Origin of the sequence: Hyphomicrobium sp., from assembly GCF_047600905.1 — a bacterium.
Lineage (GTDB): Bacteria > Pseudomonadota > Alphaproteobacteria > Rhizobiales > Hyphomicrobiaceae > Hyphomicrobium_B.
Map to the genome: position 1 here is coordinate 989,517 of NZ_JASGKD010000001.1, position 19,989 is coordinate 1,009,505.

18 protein-coding genes are annotated in these 19,989 nt (G+C 61.5%); 8 read left to right on the plus strand and 10 right to left on the minus strand.

Annotation, left to right across the window (positions count from 1 at the left end):
- The first annotated feature begins 8 nt into the window (after positions 1-8).
- Positions 9-3,497, plus strand: a complete 3,489-nt coding sequence (gene mfd / locus QM780_RS04890; protein ID WP_415069366.1) for a transcription-repair coupling factor — start codon at positions 9-11, stop codon at positions 3,495-3,497.
- Between the two features lie 110 nt (positions 3,498-3,607).
- Here the strand turns inward: mfd and QM780_RS04895 are convergent, their stop codons facing one another.
- A complete protein-coding gene (locus QM780_RS04895) occupies positions 3,608-5,143 on the minus strand; it encodes a class I adenylate-forming enzyme family protein (protein WP_415069367.1) in 1,536 nt (511 codons plus the stop codon).
- Positions 5,140-6,939, minus strand: a complete 1,800-nt coding sequence (locus QM780_RS04900) for an extracellular solute-binding protein (protein ID WP_415069368.1) — start codon at positions 6,937-6,939, stop codon at positions 5,140-5,142. The genes QM780_RS04895 and QM780_RS04900 overlap by 4 nt, the downstream gene beginning before the upstream one ends.
- Before the next feature lie 332 nt (positions 6,940-7,271).
- On the opposite strand from QM780_RS04900, the gene QM780_RS04905 reads away from it, so the two are divergent.
- A complete protein-coding gene (locus QM780_RS04905; protein WP_415069369.1) occupies positions 7,272-8,102 on the plus strand; it encodes an invasion associated locus B family protein in 831 nt (276 codons plus the stop codon).
- 107 nt (positions 8,103-8,209) lie between these two features.
- Here the strand turns inward: QM780_RS04905 and hspQ are convergent, their stop codons facing one another.
- The 3 genes from hspQ to QM780_RS04920 all read right to left on the minus strand — a co-directional run bounded on the left by hspQ (position 8,210) and on the right by QM780_RS04920 (position 10,431).
- Entirely contained in the window at positions 8,210-8,542 is a 333-nt protein-coding gene (gene hspQ, locus QM780_RS04910; RefSeq protein ID WP_415069370.1) for a heat shock protein HspQ, read from the minus strand.
- Positions 8,543-8,590: 48 nt separating this feature from the next.
- Positions 8,591-9,652, minus strand: a complete 1,062-nt coding sequence (locus QM780_RS04915; RefSeq protein WP_415069371.1) for an HpcH/HpaI aldolase/citrate lyase family protein — start codon at positions 9,650-9,652, stop codon at positions 8,591-8,593.
- 119 nt (positions 9,653-9,771) lie between these two features.
- A complete protein-coding gene (locus QM780_RS04920) occupies positions 9,772-10,431 on the minus strand; it encodes a glutathione S-transferase family protein (RefSeq protein ID WP_415069372.1) in 660 nt (219 codons plus the stop codon).
- 550 nt (positions 10,432-10,981) lie between these two features.
- Here QM780_RS04920 and QM780_RS04925 point away from each other — a divergent pair.
- Positions 10,982-11,461: a GNAT family N-acetyltransferase gene (locus QM780_RS04925; protein WP_415069373.1), complete on the plus strand. Its 480-nt coding sequence runs from the start codon at positions 10,982-10,984 to the stop codon at positions 11,459-11,461.
- Positions 11,462-11,502: 41 nt separating this feature from the next.
- Complete coding sequence (locus QM780_RS04930) at positions 11,503-13,128, plus strand: isovaleryl-CoA dehydrogenase (RefSeq protein WP_415069374.1); 1,626 nt, start codon at positions 11,503-11,505, stop codon at positions 13,126-13,128.
- A gap of 10 nt (positions 13,129-13,138) precedes the next feature.
- Here the strand turns inward: QM780_RS04930 and QM780_RS04935 are convergent, their stop codons facing one another.
- The gene (locus tag QM780_RS04935) at positions 13,139-13,642 is read right to left on the minus strand and encodes a YidB family protein (protein WP_415069375.1); all 504 of its coding nucleotides are present in this window, start codon (positions 13,640-13,642) and stop codon (positions 13,139-13,141) included.
- Positions 13,643-13,745: 103 nt separating this feature from the next.
- Here QM780_RS04935 and QM780_RS04940 point away from each other — a divergent pair, with 103 nt between their 5' ends.
- On the plus strand, positions 13,746-14,816 hold the full coding sequence (locus QM780_RS04940) for a hypothetical protein (RefSeq protein WP_415069376.1): 1,071 nt from the start codon (positions 13,746-13,748) through the stop codon (positions 14,814-14,816).
- Between the two features lies 1 nt (position 14,817).
- On the opposite strand, the gene QM780_RS04945 is transcribed toward QM780_RS04940, so the two are convergent.
- Entirely contained in the window at positions 14,818-15,165 is a 348-nt protein-coding gene (locus tag QM780_RS04945; protein WP_415069377.1) for a DMT family protein, read from the minus strand.
- A gap of 545 nt (positions 15,166-15,710) precedes the next feature.
- Here QM780_RS04945 and speB point away from each other — a divergent pair.
- The 3 genes from speB (at position 15,711) to QM780_RS04960 (ending at position 18,023) form a co-directional block, all read left to right on the plus strand.
- Complete coding sequence (gene speB / locus QM780_RS04950) at positions 15,711-16,757, plus strand: agmatinase (RefSeq protein WP_415069378.1); 1,047 nt, start codon at positions 15,711-15,713, stop codon at positions 16,755-16,757.
- Between the two features lie 140 nt (positions 16,758-16,897).
- The gene (locus tag QM780_RS04955; RefSeq protein ID WP_415069379.1) at positions 16,898-17,209 is read left to right on the plus strand and encodes a hypothetical protein; all 312 of its coding nucleotides are present in this window, start codon (positions 16,898-16,900) and stop codon (positions 17,207-17,209) included.
- Positions 17,210-17,339: 130 nt separating this feature from the next.
- Entirely contained in the window at positions 17,340-18,023 is a 684-nt protein-coding gene (locus QM780_RS04960; protein ID WP_415069380.1) for a ParB-like protein, read from the plus strand.
- A 52-nt stretch (positions 18,024-18,075) separates the two neighbouring features.
- Here the strand turns inward: QM780_RS04960 and QM780_RS04965 are convergent, their stop codons facing one another.
- The 3 genes from QM780_RS04965 to QM780_RS04975 form a co-directional block, all read right to left on the minus strand.
- Positions 18,076-18,423: a hypothetical protein gene (locus QM780_RS04965; RefSeq protein ID WP_415069381.1), complete on the minus strand. Its 348-nt coding sequence runs from the start codon at positions 18,421-18,423 to the stop codon at positions 18,076-18,078.
- Positions 18,424-18,741: 318 nt separating this feature from the next.
- Positions 18,742-19,239: a DUF992 domain-containing protein gene (locus QM780_RS04970; protein ID WP_415069382.1), complete on the minus strand. Its 498-nt coding sequence runs from the start codon at positions 19,237-19,239 to the stop codon at positions 18,742-18,744.
- 248 nt (positions 19,240-19,487) lie between these two features.
- On the minus strand, positions 19,488-19,910 hold the full coding sequence (locus QM780_RS04975; protein WP_415069383.1) for a lysozyme inhibitor LprI family protein: 423 nt from the start codon (positions 19,908-19,910) through the stop codon (positions 19,488-19,490).
- Positions 19,911-19,989: the final 79 nt, after the last annotated feature.

Consider the following 19,989-nt stretch of genomic DNA (forward strand, 5'->3'; position numbering starts at 1 on the left):
ACGATTTGATGACGACGCAAGTTCGAAATTCACGCTCCATCTTCTCAGGCGTTCCGGAAGGCTTCGACGGCCGTGTGATCGCCGACATCACCAAGGCGGCGCGGGCGGCCGATCAGCCGGGCCTTCATCTGCATGTCGTGCGCGACGACCGGCGGCTTGATGAGCTTCAAGCGGCTGTCGAATTCTTCGCGCCCGACGTTTCGATCGTGCCGTTTCCGTCGTGGGATACGGTGCCGTACGACCGGACGAGCCCGAACCCGGAGATCGTCGCGAAGCGGATCACGGCGCTCGGCAAGCTGGCGGTTGGTGGGCGGAAAAAGCCGACGCTGGTGCTGACGACGGTCAATGCCATTTTGCAGCGCTTGCCGCCGCGGAGCTTCATTCGCGGTGCGGTCAAGACGATAGCGCCCGGTCAGCGGCTCGATCCGGCCGATCTCATCAAGAGGCTCGAGTCTTACGGCTACGACCGTTCGAGCACGGTGATGGAGCCCGGCGAATACGCGCAGCGCGGTGGTATCCTCGATCTCTATCCGCCGGGGCGCAGCGTGCCGCTTCGACTCGACTTCTTCGGAGACCAGCTGGAGACGATCAAGGCATTCGATGCCGAGACGCAGCGTTCGCTGAAGGCGGTGCCGAAGTTCTCGCTGATGCCGGTGAGCGAGGTGGCGTTCGGGGACGCGGCGACGGCGTTGTTCCGCACGCGTTACGTGGCGCTGTTCGGGGGCAATACCGGCGACGATCCGCTTTACGAAGCAGTGAGCAGCGGTCGCCGCTATGTCGGCCAGGAACATTGGTTGCCGCTGTTCCATCCGAGCCTCGAGACGTTGTTCGATTACCTGCCGGGTGTCGGCATCAGCTTCGATCATCTGTCGGACGAAGCGATCCAGCGGCGGTTCGAGCAGATTCGCGAGCATTACGAAGCGCGCGTGGATTCTCTCGAAGGGCAGCGCTTCGGCGCGCCGCCGTACAAGCCGGTGCCGCCGGATCAGATGTTCCTCGACGGCAAGGACTGGAAGGCGGCGTTGGAGGCGCGGGCCGTTTCGCGTCTGACGCCGTTCGACGATCCTGGCACGACGAACGTCTATCAGATGCACGGCCGCCGCGGGCGGACGTTCGCGGCCGAGCGCGCCAATCCGGATGCGAATGTCTTCGATGCGGCCGTCGGCCATATCCGGCGCATTCAGGGCGACAATCGCCGCGTGATCCTGGCGTGCTGGACGCCGGGTGCGCGCGAGCGGCTGATCACTTTGCTCGAAGATCACGGACTGAAAGATACCGTGAAGGTCGAGAGTTTCGCCGATGTGCAGGCGATGCGTCCGAACGAGACGGCATTCGCCGTGTTCGGTATCGAGGAAGGTTTTGAGACGCCGGATTTCGCCGTCATCGCCGAACAAGACATTCTCGGCGATCGGCTCGTGCGCCAGCGCCGCCGCGCGAAAAAGGCGGCTGACGTTCTGACCGAAGCGACGAGCTTGTCGGTCGGCGATCTCGTCGTGCATAGCGATCACGGCATCGGCCGCTTTGCGGGCCTGCAGACGATCACGGCGCTCGGCGCGCCGCATGACTGCCTGGAGCTGCACTACGCGGGCGGCGACAAGCTGTTTCTGCCGGTCGAGAACATCGAGCTTCTGTCACGCTACGGTTCCTCAGACGAGGGCGACACACAACTCGACCGCCTCGGCGGTGTCGGCTGGCAGACGCGCAAGGCCAAGCTCAAAAAGCGGCTGCGCGAGATCGCCAATGAGTTGATCAAGATCGCAGCGCTGCGGGCAATGCGCGAGGCGCCGGTGCTCATTCCGCCCACCGGCGCGTATGACGAATTCGTCGCGCGCTTTCCTTATGAAGAGACGGAGGATCAGGCGGCGAGCATCGAAGCAGTGCTCGGCGATCTGGCTTCGGGCAAGCCGATGGACCGGCTCGTTTGCGGAGACGTGGGCTTCGGCAAGACGGAAGTCGCCATTCGCGCCGCCTTCGTCGCGGCGATGAACGGTCTGCAGGTTGCGGTGGTGGTGCCGACGACGCTGCTCGCGCGGCAGCATTTCCGGACGTTCAGTCAGCGCTTCCAGGGGTTGCCGGTTACGATCGCGCAGGCATCACGCATGGTCGGCACGAAGGAGCTTGCCGAAGTAAAGGCCGGATTGAAATCCGGCAATGTCGATATCGTCGTCGGTACGCATGCGCTGCTGGGGAAATCGATCGAGTTCGCGCGGCTCGGGCTGCTCATCATCGACGAAGAGCAGCACTTCGGCGTCAATCACAAAGAGCGCCTGAAAAAAATGCGCGAGGATGTGCATGTGCTGACGCTGTCGGCGACGCCGATCCCGCGCACGCTGCAACTGGCGCTGACGGGCGTGCGCGAGCTTTCGCTGATCACGACGCCACCGGTCGATCGTCTGGCGGTCAGGACGTTCATATCGCCGTTCGACCCAGTGATTTTGAAGGAGGCACTGCGGCGCGAACGCTTCCGTGGCGGCCAGACCTATTACGTCGCGCCGCGCATTTCCGATCTCGACGACATTGCGGAGTTCCTGCGCGAAGCGGTGCCGGATCTCGCGTTCGCGCGCGCCACCGGGCAAATGTCGCCGACCGACCTCGAAGACGTGATGACGGCGTTCTACGAGGGCAAGTACGACATTCTGCTGTCGACTGCGATCGTCGAATCCGGGCTCGATGTGCCGAATGCGAACACGCTGATCGTGCATCGCGCCGATATGTTCGGACTGGCGCAACTTTATCAGCTTCGCGGTCGTGTCGGACGATCGAAGACGCGTGCTTACGCCTACATCACGACGCCGCCGGGGCAGAAACTGACCGAGGGCGCCGAAAAGCGGCTGAAAGTTCTGCAGTCGCTCGATACGCTCGGCGCCGGTTTCTCGCTGGCGTCGCACGATCTCGATATTCGCGGCGCCGGCAATCTGCTTGGCGAAGAGCAGTCGGGTCATATTCGCGAGGTCGGCTTCGAGCTTTATCAGTCGATGCTTGAAGAGGCTGTCGCGGCGATGAAGGGCGGCGATCTGGAAGCAGACGACAAGTGGAGTCCGGAGATCCAGCTTGGCACGTCGATCATGATTCCGGAGACGTACGTTTCAGACTTGCAATTGCGGCTTGGGCTTTACCGGCGATTGTCGAGCCTGGAAAAACGCTCAGAGATCGATGCGTTCGCGGCGGAGCTGGTCGATCGCTTCGGTCCGCTGCCACCGGAGGTCGAGCATCTGCTCGATGTGATGGAGATCAAGGGGCTTTGCCGCGCGGCCGGTATCGCCAAGGTCGATGCCGGTCCGAAGGGAGCGGTCATCACACTCTACAAGGGCAAGTTCGCGAATCCCGAGGGGCTCATCGCGTTCGTACAGAATTCGCGCGGGCTTTTGAAAGTGCAGCCTGATCAGCGGCTGGTCTATCGCTCCGACTGGGATCTGCCGGAGCTGCGTCTCAAGGGCGTGCGCGCGCTGGTGCAGCAGTTCGCCGACCTTGCCGCAAAAACGAAAAAGGCTGCTTAGCCTGTGCGGATTTTTCCTCCTCGTCATGCCGGCGTAGGCCGGCACCCAGACGACGATCCGCATCCGTTATTCAGAGGCCGACTGGATCCCGGCCTTCGCCGGGATGACGGTTATTTGGAATGGACGAGCGCCGTCAAAGCCTTCCTTTGCACCTTACCGTTGGGGGTGCGCGGGAGTTTGTCGATGAAGACGATCTCTTTCGGCACCTTGTAAGCGGCGAGGCGTTCTGCGGCGAAGGCTCTGATCGCGGCGGCGTCGCGCGGCATCTGATCGTTGCCGACGATAAATGCGCCGATGATCGACACATCGCTGCGGATGCGAATTTCTGAGCAGGCGACTTCCGCAACGCCGGGAAAGGCCGCGAGCGCGGCTTCGATTTCGAGGGGCGAGACGCGGTAGCCGCCGGCGTTCATCAACTCGTTGGCGCGGCCAAGATGCGTGACGTAGCCGTCGCTATCGATCGCGCCGAGGTCGCCACCGACGAACCAATCGCCGCGCAGCACTTCGGTTTCTTCATCGGGCCGGTTCCAGTAGCCGAGCATCAAGCCGGGATCGGAGCGGTGGACGGCGATCAGGCCTTCTTCGCCGCTGGGCAACGGAGCGTCGCTGCCTTCGGCGGGTAGGATTGCGACGCGGCGTCCGGCCTGCGGTTTTCCGACGGTGCCGGGCCGGTACGGTACGGACGGACCAGTCGAAATGTAGGTCGAGATTTCGCTCATGCCGAGGGCTTCATAGAGCGGGAGGCCGGTGGCGGCCATCCATTCCTCGATCAATCCGGGCGGCGGGGTTTCTCCCGCCATCAAGCCGTGACGGAGATTTCCAAGCGAGCCCGGTTCGGGGCGGGCGTATTTCATGATCTGGCGATAGACGCCAGGCACCGCTGCGAAGAGCGTTGCGCCGGTGTGTGCGATAAGTGCGGGCCAAAGTTCCGGCGACTTGTCGCCGGTGCAGACGATGGCGGTCGCGCCGTTCGCCCACGGGTCGGTCAGGCCGACGCCGAGCGTGAAGGTCCAGTTGAAAGCGCCGGCGTGCAGCATGCGATCGTCGGGCGTGATGCCGTACCAGCCTTGATACATCGGTTTGCGTCCGAGCGCGGAGCGATGCGCGTGGAGGACGCCTTTGGGTTTCGACGTCGTGCCGGATGTGTAGATGAGAAATGCCGGGTCGTTTTCTATTGTTGGTGCGTAGCTCGCACGGGCGGGTCCGCGCATGAAGGACGCAATGTCATCGGATGTCAGCACGAGCGTGCCAGCTGAGACGATGTCCGGCGCGAGTTGTGCCGAAGTCGCGATGGCCGCGGCGCCGCTGTCGGCAAGCAGCATTTTCAGTTCGGTCGCCGTCAATTGGTCGGAGAGTGGAAGGGCGATGAAGCCGGCCGCCATCGCGGCGAAAAACAGTAACGCCGACTGGCTGGAGTTTCCAAGCCTGATGGCAATGCGATCACCGCGTTTCAGACCGCGCGCCGACAATCCGGCGGCCAGCCGCAATATGGCGTCTTCGATTTCGGCGAAGGTCCAGCTTTCGGTCGGACGGTCGGGCGAATGCGTATCGTGGACGAGCAGTGCGATCTTGCCGGGCGTGCGGCGCGCGACGCGGCCGATGGCGTAATCCGCGATGTTGAAGGACGTCTCTTCGGCCGCCGTCATTTCGTTTCCGTCCACCAGGTATCGACGGAATAGCCGAACAGCGGCGTCTTCTCCGGGTGCTTCAGGCGAGCCCAATACGGCACCCATTGGCGCGGCGTGTAGAACAGCGGCACGACGTAGTCGCCAGAAAGAAGAACCCGATCGAGCGCATGCACTGACGAAATGAAATCGACCTCGGTGTTGGCGGCGAGCATCGCCTCGATCATCGCGTCTGCGGCGGGATTTTTTACGCCGGCGTAGTTGAACGAGCCTTTGGCGTCGGCGGTCTTCTCGGACCAGCGGAACAGCTGCTCGTTGCCGGGCGACAGCGACGAGGCCCACGTGTTCTGGATCATATCGAAATCGAATTCGGTCAGCCGCGCCTGATACTGCGCGCTGTCGACGAGACGGACGCGCGCAACGATGCCGAGGGGAGCCAAGCTTCGGGCGTAGCTCAGCAGCAGCGCTTCCTGGGCATTGCTGTTGGCGAGAATTTCAAAAGAAAGAGGCTGGCCGGTCGCGCCGTTGACCATGCGGCCGTTCTTCAGAACCATGCCCGCCTCCTTGAGAAGCGCGAAGGCCGCTTTCTGGTTCGGGCGATCCTGGCCGCTGCCGTCGGAGGTCGGGAAGCGATAGGTGCCGGCCATGATTTCGGGCCGGACCGCATCAGGGAACGGCGCAAGAAGGTTCTTTTCGTAGGCGTCGGCGGGATGACCGGTCGACGCCAGATACGAACGTTCGAAATAGCTTTCGGTGCGTTTGAAAAGACCATTGTAGAGCGTTCGGTTGCACCATTCGAAGTCAAACAGGGTCATCAGGGCCCGGCGCACGCGTGGATCGGAAAAGATCGGGCGGCGGGTGTTGAATACGAGTGCCGTCATGCCTGCGGGCAAGCCGATGTCGAATTCGGCCTTGATGATACGCCCGTCGTGAACGGCGGGGATATCATATCCGCTGGCCCAGCGCCCGGGATCCTCTTCAAGGCGCAGATCGATGTTGCCGGCCTTGAATGCCTCGAACATGGTCGAGGCGTCGCGATAGTAGTCGAAGCGGATGTCGTCGAAGTTGAAGCGCCCGCGATTGACGGGCAAGTCTTTGCCCCAATAGTCGGGATCGCGCCGGTAGCTGATGGCGCGGCCGGCGTCGATTTTCGAGACCGTATAGGGACCGGAGCCGACGAGAGGCGTCATCGATGCAGAGGCGAATTCGTCCGCTGTCGTTGCGTGAGCTGCAAAGACCGGCATGACGCCGAGGATCAGCGGCAGCTCGCGGTCGTTCGCATCCTCGAAGGTGAAGCGGATGCCGCGGTCGCCGACCTTTTCGGCTTTCGTCACCTTGGCGAAATAGGTTCGGTGGTTCGGCCGGCCTTTGTCTTTCAGCAATTGAAACGAGTTGATGACGTCTTCGGGCGTCACCGGCGTGCGGTCGGAAAAGCGGGCGGCCGGATTGAGATTGAATGTTACCGATTTGCGGTCGTCGGCAATGTCGATCGTCTCGGCGAGCAGACCGTAAAGGGTGAACGGTTCATCGAGGCTGCGGGCCATCAGCCCTTCGATGACGAATTCACGGATGCCGGACGCGGGCGTGCCGCCGACGATCAGCGGATTGACGTTTTCATAGGATCCGAGCACGCCGAGCGTCAGCTTTCCGCCTTTGGGGGCGTCGGGATTGACGTAGGGAAATGCCGTGAAATCGTCATTGAAGAGAGGTTTGCCGTGAAGCGCCACGGCGCGCACGGGTGCTGCCTCAGCGGCGGCGCCGAAAGCGATCAACAGCGCGGCGACGAGCGAAAACTTCCCGAATGACAGCACCGGCATCTAAAATTTTGTCCATCTTCTTGGTATCGCGGGCAAATCTCGGTGGTTGAGACGCTCGCTCGATAACCGCCGGGTTTGTTCTAATGGCGGCTTCCCACGCCTGTCCAGCTTGTCGCAGTTGCTGCGCGGCCACGTTGGCTTAGGGTGCGGCGAAGCCCCCAATTGGTGCTTCAACCGGCCACGGGATTGCCGCATTCGGAGCCTTAGTCGGCTCCTGAACGGCAGAGGAGAATGCCGTGTCTGCGCGGGCTTGGTTTCAAGCACTTGGCGCGGCGATTTTGAGGGGACGAGCTGGTCAGGCCGGCTCAAAACAAGCGAGGATTTTTACGTTGATGGCAAACGCAGTATTGCGCGCGGGCGGCAGGGTGCTCGCATCAGCCGTTTCGATTGCGGTGGTTCTGGGCGGCGCTTCCGCAGTGGCACAGGCCGCAGACGCCAAAAAAGCTCCGGCTGCTGCCGCACCCGCTGCCAAGACCGCTGCGGCCACCAAGCCCCAGAGCGCCTGGGTCAAGCTTTGCGAAAAAGCGCCGGTCGTGACCAAAGGACCGGACGGCAAGGATGTGAAATCGGAGAAGTCGCTCTGCCTTACGCATCATGAGCGTCTCGACGGCAACACCGGCATGGTTCTGGTTTCGGCGGCGATCCGCACGGTCGAGGGTTCGCCGAAGAAATCGCTGATGGTCATGGTGCCGCTCGGCATGGCGATCCCGCCGGGCGTTCGCGCCGCCGTCTACTCGAAAGAGCAGTGGGCAGCCGCCGCGAAGGGCGAGAAAATCGACGAGACGAAGCTGAAGCCGATCGAACTGAAGTACGCGCTCTGCCATCCGGCCGGATGTACGGCCGAGACGGAAGCGACGCCTGAAATCCTCGATCAGATGTCGAAGGGTGGAGGCATCATGGTTCTCGCCATGAACGCAGCGGCGCAGCCGATCGGGTTCCCGGTGCCTCTCGATGGCTACAACGAAGCTGCCGCCGGTCCTCCGGTCGACAACAAAAAGTATGCCGAGGCACGCAGCCAGCTGATGGCGCAGATCCGTCAGCGTCAGCAGCAGATGGCCGAAAAGTGGAAAGAGAACGAGATGAAGAATCTGCCGCTCGATGGCCCTGGCGCGCCGCCCGTTCAGCAGGCTCCGACCACCACGAGCTCGACCAAGAAAAACTGATCGGCGCGGGTTTCCGCCGCCTGATATTGGACCGTCCCGACATCCGTCGGGGCGGTCTTTTATTATCCGGCTTTTCGTTGCGGTCGGGCCGGCCGGGTACGTAGAGGCTAGTTGGTGGACTCGGGGCGCAGCCGATAACCGCCGTTGCCGTCGGCGATGAAGTGATCTTCGATATCGGGATGGCGGAGCGGCAGATTGGTGTCGTCGAGAAGCAGGTTCTGCTCGGACACATAGGCGAGATAGGTCGTCTCGGCGTTCTCGGCGAAGAGGTGATAGTAGGGCTGGTTTTTCCCGGGGCGCACTTCCTCCGGAATGGACAGCCACCATTCCTCGGTGTTGGCGAATTCGGGATCGATATCGAAGATCAGGCCGCGGAACGGATAGAGCCGATGGCGGACGACCTGACCGATCGAGAATTTTGCGTGTTTGATGTCACTCATGGCGTGAATGTGTGACGGCTGGGGTCAGCGCGCAAGTGCGCCAACGCGCTAGAGGTCGCCATAAAGTGCGGCGCGTTCGGCGTCCTTCGAGGCCACGATCTTGGCCAGGTCGACGATGACTTTCGCCTGCTTCCATGTGGCGTCGTCCTGCATCTTGCCATCGAGCATGACGGCGCCGGTGCCGTCCGGCATGGCGTCGAGGATGCGCTTGGCGAATTTCACTTCCGCCGGATCGGGAGAGAAAACGCGTTTTGCAATCTCGATCTGGGTCGGGTGCAGCGACCAGGCGCCGAGGCAGCCCTGGAGGAACGCATTCCTGAACTGGGCTTCGCAGGCGGCGAGGTCGGAGAAATCGCCGAAGGGGCCGTAGAAGGGCTTCAAGCCGTAAGCGAGGCAGGCATCGACCATCTTGCCGACGGTATAGTGCCAGAGGTCCTGCTGGTAGAAAGGCCGGGACGCGGAGGGGTTGTCCTTCTGCGCATCGGCCAGGACGCCGTAATCGGGGTGGCCGCCGCCGACGCGGGTGGTCTTCATGCCGCGCGAGGCAGCGAGATCGGCGGGGCCGAGGCTCATGCCGTGCATGCGCGGAGACGCCGCCGCGATGGCTTCGACGTTATTGACGCCTTCAGCCGTTTCGAGAATGGCGTGGATCAGGATCGGCTTCTTGACGCCGTGCTTGGCTTCGAGCTGCGCCAGCAATTGGTCGAGGTAGTGGATGTCCCACGGGCCTTCGACCTTCGGCAGCATGATGACGTCGAGCTTGTTGCCGACGCTGGAGACGATTTCGGTCACGTCGTCGAGCACCCAGGGTGAGTTCAGGCAGTTGATGCGGGTCCAGACACCGGTCGCGCCGAGATCGTTGTCGCGCACCATCTGGATGAAGCCCTTGCGGGCGTTTTCCTTCTGGTCGAGGGGCACGGCGTCCTCGAGGTTGCCAAGCACGACGTCGACCTGCGCGGCCAGCTCTTTGATCTTCGAGCGGATTTTTTCGTTATGCGGCGGCACGAAATGGATCATGCGCTCAAGCTTGACGGGCAGCGCGCGGTAAGGTTCGGGGGCACCGATGGCGAGGGGCGAGAAAAACTTGGCGGGCGTACGCGTCGAAGCCATCGGCAGCTATCCTGTTCAGGAATAAAGGGGAACTGCCGTATTCTTCATAGGAGACAAGCGGCTCTGTCAACCGGCGCCTTGAGCGCGTATTGGCGCTCTCGGCGTGGCCCCAGCTGAATTCAATCCCTGTCGGGGGCGCCGAGGGGAAAAAACGATCGAAATTGTCGAGCCTCGTCGACCGCGCGGGCGAATGACGGACGGGCAAGCAGGCGCGCGCGGTATTCGCGCAGCAGCGGGTAGGAAGGAGAGATCGGATGGGTCCAATCCGAATAGAACAGTGACGGGGCGGCGGCGCAGTCGGCCAGACTGAAATCTGATCCGGCGGCCCAGTCGCGGCCGGGGAGCGTTCGTTCCATCCACGCGTATGCCCGTTCCAGCCGCTCGCCGGCCAATCGCCTGCCTTCTTCGGGGTTCACGGGTAGGCGGTTCAGCGCACAGTTCACGGCAAACTGCACCGGGTCCATGATGTAAAGATCGAAAAAACGATCGAGAAATCGGATATCCAGCGCCGTCATCGGGTTCTCGGGCATCAAGCGCGTGGGGCCGGGATGCGCGAGTTGCAGATATTCGATGATGATGGTGGCTTCGACGAAACTGCGCTCGCCATCCATCAGCAGGGGAAACCTGGCCAGAGGCCAAAGCCGCAGCCACGCGCTGGTGTGCTCTGGCGTATCGGGTCCGATGTTGCGGAATTCGAACGGCGTCCTGTTCTCATAGAGCGCGATCAAAACCTTCTGCGTGTAAGACGAGAAGGGATGGCCGTAGAGTGCGAGCGACACTGGACTCTCCGAACAACAGAGTGGCTTGGCGAACGAAGCCGCTTATAGCATTCGTGACGCGGTGTCTGCTCCAGGTTCTGCACATGGGCTTGCGCCCGTGCGTTCATCGCCGCGTGCGGTGGCACCGGCGGATGAAAAGCGGAGACGGAGCGCGCCGGCACCTGGTGCCGTTCTCGTTCCGAAGAATGAAACAGCGCCTTAGCGCGCTCCGTCGCTGGGGTTCTGATCGACCGGTCCGGCATGGGAGGTGCCTTAACCCTCCGGCGGTTGGTGCCGCATGCACTATGATCACCGGACGGTTCGCTCCGCTCGTGCCTCGGGCCGTTACCCCCTTGAGCACAAAGCGTCGACCAGCCGCTCACCCCCAATCTCCGAACGGTCTCGAGATTGTCCGTTGTTCGTCGAGGCGAGGTGAGACGAGTATGCGGGAGGTTTTGCGAGCGGGGATAAGTTCTCAAGCAGATGTGATGACCCTGACGACATCAGCACCGGATTTGAAACACCGACGTCTTCGCCGGCGTAGTGCGATGTTGGAACAGGGAGCCAGCACATGCACATTGAGATCTATGAGGGCGACAGAGATGCATTGCTGCCGCTGTTTCGTCTCGCAGATGAATTTGAAAGCCAGATCGAAAGCTATTATGGGCTCGGAACAGTGCTCGTCGCGTACGACGGCGCGCTGATCGCCGGTTTAGCGCTTGTCTTCGATGACGACGGAGTTGTGGAACTCGTGAGCCTCGCAGTTCTCGCCGAGCGGCAGCGGCAAGGGTTCGGCAGCCGCCTGATCGAAGCGGCAGTCGGCCATTGCCGCGCGATCAAGATCGATCGGCTGATTGTCGGCACGGGCGCATGGGAAGCCGACAACATCATCTTCTACCTCAATCGAGGCTTCCGGATCTTCAACGTCAACCAGGATTTCTTCTCGCCCGAAAAAGGCTATGCCGAGGGACGCCGCGATCAGGTGCAGTTGGAAATCACCGGAATCGGGTCAAGGCCGCACGAGCTACAACTTGAAATCGCCGGAGATTGAGCCGACAAAGACCGCGAACATGAGGTTTAGGCTCGCGCGGAATGATCGACGTTACCAACCAGCCGCCGCCGCTTGAGAATTACGATCTGTTCGAGAGTGACGCGATCCTGAGAGAGGCGGTCGGACGCGAAGGTGCGGGATGGGCGGCGCCTGAGCTCAAGCGTCTCGGGAGGCAGCTCGGGTCGGCGGAGATGATCGCGGCGGGAGCGGACGCCAATCGCCACACGCCGGTGCTCAAAGCCTTCGATCGCTACGGACGGCGGATCGACGAGGTCGAGTTTCACCCGAGCTGGCACAAACTTTTGGGACTGGCTCTGCAATCGGGGTTGCACTCGGCGCCGTGGGCCGAGCCGAAGCAAGGCGCGCACGTCGCACGCGCCGCCGGTGGCTACATGCTGGCGCAGATCGAGAGCGGCGTCTATTGCCCGGTTTCGATGACATATGCGTCGGTCGCCACGCTGAAGCACGCACCCGCGATTGCCGCCGAATGGCTGCCGCGGATTTACTCGCGGAACTACGATCCGAGTTTCCGCCCCGCCGAGCAGAAATCGGCGGCGCTGATCGGCATGGCCATGACGGAAAATCAAGGCGGGTCGGACTTACGTGCCAACGTCACGCGCGCCGAGCCTTATCGAAATGCGGGCGGGCGGCACTTCTATAAGCTCAACGGCCACAAGTGGTTCATGTCGGCGCCGATGTGCGACGCGTTTCTTGTCCTGGCGCAAACGTCGGCGGGGCCGACGTGCTTTCTCGTTCCGCGCTGGACGCCGGAGGGCGAGCGCAACGCCATTCATATCCGGCGTTTGAAGGACAAGCTCGGCAATCGCTCGAATGCGTCGAGTGAAGTCGAGTTCGAGGGGACGCACGGCGAGCTTCTGGGCGAAGAAGGGCGCGGCATTCCGACGATCATCGAGATGGGCAACTATACACGGCTCGACTGCGCGATCGGGTCGTCGGGTCTGATGCGGCAAGGGCTGGCGCAGGCGATCCATCATGCCCAACATCGCCGGGCGTTTCAGCGGTTCCTGGTCGATCAAGCGCTGATGGCGAACGTGCTTGCCGATCTCGCAATCGAAAGCGAGGCGGCGACCGTGCTTACGATGCGGCTCGCTCGCGCTTATGACGAAGACGACGAAGTTGCGCTGGCGTTCCGGCGGATCGTGACGCCGGCGGCGAAATTCTGGATCTGCAAGCGGGCGCCTGCTTTCGCGGCCGAAGCGATGGAGGTGCTGGGCGGCAACGGCTATGTCGAGGAGTTCAATCTCGCGCGCATCTATCGCGAGGTTCCGGTCAATTCGATCTGGGAAGGTTCGGGCAACATCATGTGCCTCGACGTGCTGCGGGCGCTGGCTCGGTCGCCGTCGGCGATGGACATGCTGGCGGCGGAATGGCGCGAGGCGGCGAAAGAGAACCGGCGGCTCGGCGCGTTCGTCGCGAAACTTCAAGATGGCGCGGCGCGGCCCGACGAGGCGCAAGCGCGGATTTTCGTTCGCAATCTCGTGCTGGCATTGCAGGCGGCGCTTTTGATCCGCAACGCGCCGAACGATGTTTCAGATGCGTTCTGCGCGGCACGGCTCGGCGACGACATCGGCGGTGCGTTCGGGCTGCTGCCGCCCGGCACGGCGACGCGAAGCATTATCGAACGCGCCGCGCCGTCAGAGAATTGAGCGCCGTGTTTTAGCTCGCTTTGGGATCGGGTGTGGTGGCCGTGTTGGCGGGCGTCGACGGATTTGCCGCCGGACCTGCCGTGTTCGCGAGTTCGGGGAGCACCTTGGCCAAAGCCGCGAGAATGTCATCGACGGGAATGCCGAGCGAACGCGCGATCTGCTGGACATGCTCGTCGCCCAAGGCCGTCTTGATCTGGTCGGGTGTGATCGGAAGGTTGTTCTTGTTTTTATCGAACCACGATTGCACCTGATCGCCGAAACCCGCGCCTTGAAGCTTTGCAAGAATGGTCTGCAATCCCTCGGTGCCGAGCACGCCCTTGATGAGATCGGGCAAAGCGCCTTGTTCGGCCTGGCCGACGATGTTGCCGACAACTCCCTTCAGTGCGTCGCTCCAGGTCATGGTCTGCCCTTTCTGTTTCGAAAATCGGTTGCAGTATGAGAGGTGATCGTCAGCCATTCCGGTGCGCGCGATGTGATCTTCTCCGCGCGCCGTTCCAACGGCAGCTCCAGCCATACTAGGCTTATGAGACAGACGGGTAAACAGCGTTTAGGCTGAACAGCTTATCGATAAAAAGCATAGGAGCTTTTCGCGGCCGCCCGATTCACGCTATCGCCACATGATGATCAAAGTTCGTGGTTACCTCGCAATGATGATCTCGAAATCTCAATATGTTGCGGCGTTTTCCCGAGGGCTGCGACTTGCGCTTCTCAGCACCGCTGCGCTGTGGTCCATACCCTCCGCCGTTCGGGCCGAGGACTGCGTCGACGTGCAATCGACGTCGCCGGTCCCCGATTTTCAGCCGTGCGAAATGCTCGAACCGGACCTCGATCCGGCCGACTTGAATTCGATCATTCTGGAGAGTTCGGCCTCAAAGCCGAAGAAGGCGGCGACCGCATCGGACGCGATACCGTGGATTGCGACCAATCCGCAGGATGTCCCGGCGGCGTTCTCGACCAGCGATACCGGCGTTTCCGTCAAGACCAGTCTCGGGACGCTGCGCGACTACAATGCCCGCAGCGCTTCGCCCGTCGTCGAGCAGCCGGCGTTCGGACCGGCGCCGAAGACCGACTTTACGATGCCGCAGGCGCCGGTTGCGCCGAAGACGCCGCTCGATGTGTGGACCAGCATCGACGTCAACGGTTATGACGGCTCGCGCGATCAGTCGACGCGAACGGGAGTTGGCGCCGATTACAAGTTCAACAAGATGACGACGCTCGGTGTTTCGATCGAGCGCGGCGATTCACGGTCGGCGACAGTTACCGCCGTCGAGGAAGATCAGAAAGCTTCGGCTTATGTCACGCTGCAGGCGACGCCGTTGCTGAGCCTCGATGCACGGACCGAGTGGCAAGCGGGAAACGAGGCGTTCGCTGAAAGTTCAGGCGCGGCGGAAAAAGGCGCCTTCATTCTGGCGCCGAAGATCAACAAGTCGTTCAAGATGGACGACGGCACGACATTGTCGCCGTTTGTCACGTATCAGCGCGAGTTCGACGTTTCGGCGTCGCGCAAGGATAGCGTCGATACAAGCTTAGACGCGACGCAGTCGGCAGGTGCGGGCGTGACCTACACCAAGCCCGACGCTTACTCGCTCAGTGTTTCGGCCGACGTCGACAACTTCGGCGCTACCGAACAGAGTTCAGAGTCTGAGCAGCAAATTCCAGCTGAGCGTACCGCTCGGCAAGTGAGCTAATTCAGAGCGGCGCCTTGAAGACGAAGAAGGCGCCCAGCGCGATGAGCGCAAAGCCGACGGCGTGATTGATCGTCAGCGCCTCGCCGAGATAGGTGGCGGAGAAGACCGCGAACACCGTCAGCGTAATGACTTCCTGCATGGTCTTGAGTTCCGCAGGCGAGTAGACGGCGATGCCGTAGCGGTTGGCGGGAACGGCCAAGCAGTATTCGAAGAATGCGATGCCCCAGCTCACGATCACGACGAGCCACAGCGGCTTGTCGGTAAACTTGAGATGACCGTACCAGGCGAAAGTCATGAAGATGTTCGACATCGTCAGAAGGACGATGGGCAGAAGCGACTGAGGGATCATCGAGGGGCCTGTTGCAGCGTGTTGGCTAATGCGCGTCGAGGGTAACGGTTCCCTGAGGCAATTCTCGACTACGCCGGATCAAAGAAAAACGGAACCGCAAAAGACATCGGCGCGTTTCTGCTTCGGTCGCGGTTCCTGACGCCGCTGCGAAGGCCGTTAAGCGGCATTTGAAACGCGTCAGACGCCCGACCACGGATCAAAACGATTTTTGAATTCAACCGACGTGGAGGAGAAGAAATGACCCGCGATATCATCCTCTGGCTGGCAGGCGTTCCGCTTGTAGTCATCATCGGACTGCATCTTTTCGGAGTGCTGCACTAGCCGTCATGCCGGTTCCCAATGGGCGTGCCCGGGACGCCGTTGCGGGAGGCCGACTTGCGGTAATCAGAGCTTTCTTGGCCAGGAAGACCTGCCATGCGTTTCGAGGCTTGACTGTATAATTGGGTCGGGCATTCTCGATGTTGCCGCGAAACGGAGGCACCGGACGAAGTCCGGTAGATTGTGGAGGTGTCGGCCGGACGACATCGCAAACAATCGAGGTCGTCATGCATTCCGGCATCGTGTCGGGTGGCGCATACCCGCTTTCATCCAAGGCCCATTCATCAAGGCCCGTTTCTCCCTCACCTGATTGTCTTTCTTCTGAGCAGACCTATTCGGGAACGCATACGTTTCTGAGGGCGCCGCGCGTCAAGCAGGCGAAGTCCGGCGACTTTGCCGTTCTCGGCGTTCCGCTTGATATCGCGACCTCAAATAGGCCGGGCGCACGGTTGGGGCCGGACGCCGTCAGATGTGCGTCCGCGCAACTCGCCGAACTCAAAGCCTATCCGGGCGGTTTCGACCCCCTGAATTTCGTCGACGTGGTCGACCTGGGAGATGCGTGGCTCGATTACGGCTTTCCACAGACCATTCCCGCAATGATCGAGGAAGCAGCCTCGGATGTGGTTGCGACAGGCGCTTTTCTTTGCTCGCTCGGAGGCGATCATTTCATCAGCTATCCATTGCTCAAGGCGCACGCCAAGACGCATGGCCAGATGGCGCTCATACATTTCGATGCGCACACCGATACGTGGACTCCGCGCGTCGGCCGGGATGGCAGCGTCGAACTCAATCATGGGACGATGTTCGCGCAGGCGATTGATGACGGGTTGATCGATCCTGCCCGGTCGAGCCAGATCGGCATCCGGACGTGGGTCGATGATGCCAAGGGCATGAACATTTTCGACAACATGGTCGTTGCCGAGAAGGGCGCGGCTGCGATCGCTGCCATGGTCAAGGAACTTGCCGGCGATATGCCGTGCTATCTCACTGTCGATGTTGATTGCCTCGATCCGGCGTTCGCGCCGGGAACCGGCACGCCGGTGATGGCGGGTCTGACGCCGCGCGAGCTCTTGGCAATGCTGCGGAAGCTCGATGAACTCAACATCGTCGGATGCGACGTCGTCGAAGTCGCGCCGGCCTACGACCAGGGCGGCATCACGGCGCTCGCTGCGGCAACGGTCGTGTATGAGCAAGTCTGCCGACTGGCGCGGCGGAACGGTGCAGTTCCTGCGAGCTATCCAGCACCGAGGATCGGCGCGCGCGCCTTTCGTTAACGTCGGCCTCGTCGGCCGGGACAGGGCGCCGCAGATCGGTTTCCTCGGGAACAGCGGGAGGTTGTGGTCTGCGGCTATCTCTCTTGGCAACGAGAGCCCACGACGGCGCTCTCTTTCGAAAAAAGAGATGGAGATCGCAGATGGACTTCAGGAACACCGGGATCCGCGCAGCTTCGCGTAGCGCAATCTTCTCGATCGTGACGGTGGCGGCGTTCGTGCCGATGGCAAGCAACGCGTTCGCCATCAGCCTCAAGGTGCAGCTTGCCTGCGCCACGGATTATTACGCCCATTGCAGCGCTTACAGCCCGTTTGGCCCGCAGGTCCGCTCATGCATGCGAGCGGTCGGCAACAGCCTGTCGAAGCGTTGCGTCGATGCGCTCGTTGCGGCAGGCGAAGTCTCGGCCGGCGAAGTGGCGCGGCGTCGCGGACTGTCAGAGACGGCGGCGCGATAAGTCTTGGAGTTTCGAAGCATCGACCTCGCGCAACTGGTGGGCGGCAGCACCAGCGCGCGGAGAGCGGCAACGAAAAGTTAACCATCCCGGTCGAATTATTAAGGACCATTCATTCGTATGCCGGGAAGTCATGACGTTCGTTGTCGTCTCGCGTGATCAGGCGCCCGAAGCGCCAGTCATCCCCGCGTTACTCGCTTCACTTCAAAATCGAAATCGCAAGCTCGTCAGTGTTCCGCTCGATGAGCTGCGGCCGACACAGGTGACCGTCGGCATGCGTGCGGTCGCTGCCAAGCAGGAAAAAGTCGAGCGGCGGGCGCGAAGCCATCGCAAGCTGCGGCGGTATCTCGAGGACAGGCCGATCCCGGCAGTGCGCGGCCCGAACGACGATCTCTTCATCATCGATCATCATCATTTGAGCCTGGCGCTGCTCAAGAGCGACGTCGAGGAAGCTTTCGTGACCGTGGTCGGGGATTTCTCGCACTTGGGGCGCAAGCGGTTTCTGGAGAAAATGACGCGGCTCGGTTTGCTGCACACCTACGACAGCCATGGCCGGCCGGTGCCAGCAACCAAACTTCCCGAGCGTCTGGACGAGCTTCGGTCGGATCCGTTCCGGGATCTCGCGTGGTCGGTGCGCGAGGCCGGCGGCTTTGAGAAAATCGGAAAGCCCTATGCCGAGTTCCGCTGGGCGGACTTCTTCAGGACGCGGATTTCGCGATCGACGGTGCGGCGTGATTTTGATTATGCGCACGACCGGGCGATGTGGCTTGCCCGGTCACGCGAGGCAGCAAGGCTGCCCGGATACATCAGCCGGTAGGCTGATGGGCTCCGATCAGTGGCGCGGGGCGTTGAACCTGAAATCGAACTCGTCATTGATGTTCTGCGTGGCTTGGCGCCAATCGGCTCCGGAGTTCATGCCGTTTGGAGTTCTCGTATTCAACCTGCGCGGGTTGGCCATGATGATCGATGGTCGCGACATCGGGTGACGGGCCGCGAACGGGAAGGGCGCAAAGCCGTACGGCCAATTCCTGAAGTTCGCCGAGGATAGCTTCGCGACGGAGCTCGTGCTGAACGGCGACGTTGCGAACGTCGCGCAAGAGCTGCTCGTCGACACGACGAAGGGCATCCGACAGCGTGCGGACGAACTCCGCCTCGGTACGCGCATTCTCCGCAAGGCGGGTCATCATTTCTTCGACGTTTTTGGAAAGGTCCGTCATTGCGTTCTCCTTGCGGGGTTAGGGCGCCTACGTAGACCAAACCTCTTGATTCGCATGTCTAAAAAATGTTGCGGATATGCTCAGTGCTTGCCTTGCCGGTGGATGAGTTGACGAAGAGCACATGCATGGGCGCAAGATTTCGCCGCCAGCGGACAAACAAAATCGGCGCTGCGCAGATCAATGCGCAACGCCGATTTCACCGGCAAGTTCAAGCGAGAGGAGAGACTGCTTCAGAAGCGATTGCGCTCCGGTCAGGAATTGCACTTTCGGCGCGCAAGCTCCTACGGCGGAAAGACTCGCCGCGAATCTCCGACTTTCTTACGAACGTGTGAGCGTCAGACCGGCAACACCGGCAGAAAGATTGAGGCCGGTCTGGCCCTGGACGCTGACGGGCTGCAGCACGATGGATTGATTGGAACCGCCGACGAGGGCGTTGGCTGTTGCGCCGATGCCGACCGATGCTCCAGCCGTGACTCCGCCGTAGGAGCCTTCGAGGGCATTGCCCGGCATGTCGGTCGTCGAGCCGAGGACGGTCCAAACCAAGGTGCTCGCGCCGGTGAAGCCGATGTCGAGGCCGACCTGGGTGATAGTCGCCTGATAATGATAGGTGCGGCCACTGACGGCTGTCTGGAACTCGCAGCGCATGTTTTCTTTCGAGCCGAAGATCAGTCCGACGCCGCCGTGTCCGTGGCAGGTCAGCGTACCGACGGCGATCTTCGGCGTATCGGCTTCTACCGATGGAACGGCGGCGATGGCCGATGCGAGCAATGCCGCGCTTGCCGTCAGTGCGCGCGAACGGATGAGTGGACGCTTCATGTTTGTCTCTCCTGACATCACGCGCTCACGCGGCCACCATTGGTCACGGAACGCCGTAAAAGAATCCCGGATATTCTCGTGGATTTGCCCGAATGCTGAAATTCCCTGCCAGCTTCCTAGAACGGCGCACCACCGAGGGCAACAGATGCTGGAAAGTGATCGGGACACCAATGACGTTTATCAATGCGACCGTCGAGGTGGAGGGAATTGATCTTTTCGGCGATGGCAACGGGCGGGGGCCTGTCCGCTCATTGATCGGCAAAGTCGTCCTTGAGTTCCTTGGTGCGTTGCAATGTCAGGGTTGTCATGCATCCGAGTACCGCGGAGGTTGTAATGGTGCCGCCGGCTGAAACCTGAGGCACAACGCCCTTGCATTGAGCTTCGCGGTAAGCGACCCACGCGCGCTGCGCAGCTCTCAATGCTTCTTCGAAGCTGCCGGCATCGTACGGTTTTTCCATATTGCGGGCGCGCGTGGATTTTATCGCCATCTGATACGTATCGTTCAGTGCCTTGTCGGCGGTCTGATACTCCTTGTCGGCGCAGAAATTCAGCTCGACGGTTGTCATGGCTTTTCCGCAATCGATGGTTTGGGCTGCGGCAGGGCAGGTGAACCCGAGCGATATCGTCCCGGTGATCAGGAGAAGGGCAGGGGATTTGACGACTTGGGGCATCTGGCGACCTCCGAGTTGGCGCGGATCGAGCGATGAGATTTGTTAGTTGAGCAGTCTCAGGATCGGAAGAGCGCGCGAC

Bases quoted from the DNA above. Each gene is read 5' to 3' on its own strand.
- QM780_RS04895 (WP_415069367.1), bottom strand. From the start codon at position 5,143: ATGACGGCGGCCGAAGAGACGTCCTTCAACATCGCGGATTACGCCATC.
- mfd (WP_415069366.1), top strand. From the start codon at position 9: ATGACGACGCAAGTTCGAAATTCACGCTCCATCTTCTCAGGCGTTCCG.
- QM780_RS04935 (WP_415069375.1), bottom strand. From the start codon at position 13,642: ATGGCTGGAGCTGCCGTTGGAACGGCGCGCGGAGAAGATCACATCGCG.
- QM780_RS04975 (WP_415069383.1), bottom strand. From the start codon at position 19,910: ATGCCCCAAGTCGTCAAATCCCCTGCCCTTCTCCTGATCACCGGGACG.
- QM780_RS04905 (WP_415069369.1), top strand. From the start codon at position 7,272: ATGGCAAACGCAGTATTGCGCGCGGGCGGCAGGGTGCTCGCATCAGCC.
- QM780_RS04960 (WP_415069380.1), top strand. From the start codon at position 17,340: ATGACGTTCGTTGTCGTCTCGCGTGATCAGGCGCCCGAAGCGCCAGTC.
- QM780_RS04965 (WP_415069381.1), bottom strand. From the start codon at position 18,423: ATGACGGACCTTTCCAAAAACGTCGAAGAAATGATGACCCGCCTTGCG.
- QM780_RS04940 (WP_415069376.1), top strand. From the start codon at position 13,746: ATGATGATCAAAGTTCGTGGTTACCTCGCAATGATGATCTCGAAATCT.
- QM780_RS04945 (WP_415069377.1), bottom strand. From the start codon at position 15,165: ATGATCCCTCAGTCGCTTCTGCCCATCGTCCTTCTGACGATGTCGAAC.
- QM780_RS04970 (WP_415069382.1), bottom strand. From the start codon at position 19,239: ATGAAGCGTCCACTCATCCGTTCGCGCGCACTGACGGCAAGCGCGGCA.
- hspQ (WP_415069370.1), bottom strand. From the start codon at position 8,542: ATGAGTGACATCAAACACGCAAAATTCTCGATCGGTCAGGTCGTCCGC.
- QM780_RS04925 (WP_415069373.1), top strand. From the start codon at position 10,982: ATGCACATTGAGATCTATGAGGGCGACAGAGATGCATTGCTGCCGCTG.
- QM780_RS04915 (WP_415069371.1), bottom strand. From the start codon at position 9,652: ATGGCTTCGACGCGTACGCCCGCCAAGTTTTTCTCGCCCCTCGCCATC.
- speB (WP_415069378.1), top strand. From the start codon at position 15,711: ATGCATTCCGGCATCGTGTCGGGTGGCGCATACCCGCTTTCATCCAAG.
- QM780_RS04955 (WP_415069379.1), top strand. From the start codon at position 16,898: ATGGACTTCAGGAACACCGGGATCCGCGCAGCTTCGCGTAGCGCAATC.
- QM780_RS04930 (WP_415069374.1), top strand. From the start codon at position 11,503: ATGATCGACGTTACCAACCAGCCGCCGCCGCTTGAGAATTACGATCTG.
- QM780_RS04900 (WP_415069368.1), bottom strand. From the start codon at position 6,939: ATGCCGGTGCTGTCATTCGGGAAGTTTTCGCTCGTCGCCGCGCTGTTG.